Consider the following 446-nt stretch of genomic DNA (forward strand, 5'->3'; position numbering starts at 1 on the left):
CGCGCAGTATCGTACGCACCTGTTTGCGTTCCGGGGTGCGCGGTGGGTGCCGTCATCGATGACGGCTGAGCAAGTGCGGGACACCGCTGAATTCAACGGCAATTACGCGTTCCCCGTCTGAGGCGCGGACAACCGAACAAAAGGGGCTCTTAGGGGCCCTTTTTCACGTCCGGGGCCGGCAGGCTGAGGGTGCGCGCACGCGTCGCGGACCCAAACACAACTAACCCGCTGAGGCTGGCAATGCAAAATTACGACATGAGTAAGCTACGAAAGGAAGCGATTACGCTACTGGCCGCGTCGCTTAAGCGTGACTCCAAGTTTTACAAGGACGATTACGAGGCAATCGTGTGCGCCGTCAACAAGAAAACGCGTGCTGAACTGCTGGAATGCTTGAAGCGCCAGCGCGCAATTGCCGGCGTTTCGGATCGCGAGATTCGTCGTAACTG

The 446-nt window shown here is 58.5% G+C and carries 1 protein-coding gene; it reads left to right on the top strand.

Annotation, left to right across the window (positions count from 1 at the left end):
- Window positions 1-240 precede the first annotated feature (240 nt).
- Window positions 241-446 (top strand): hypothetical protein (locus AC1RPX_RS07720; RefSeq protein WP_481763322.1); only part of this gene is annotated, 206 nt, incomplete at its 3' end.

The organism is Dellaglioa sp. CoH-56-MRSF-14, from assembly GCF_056782115.1.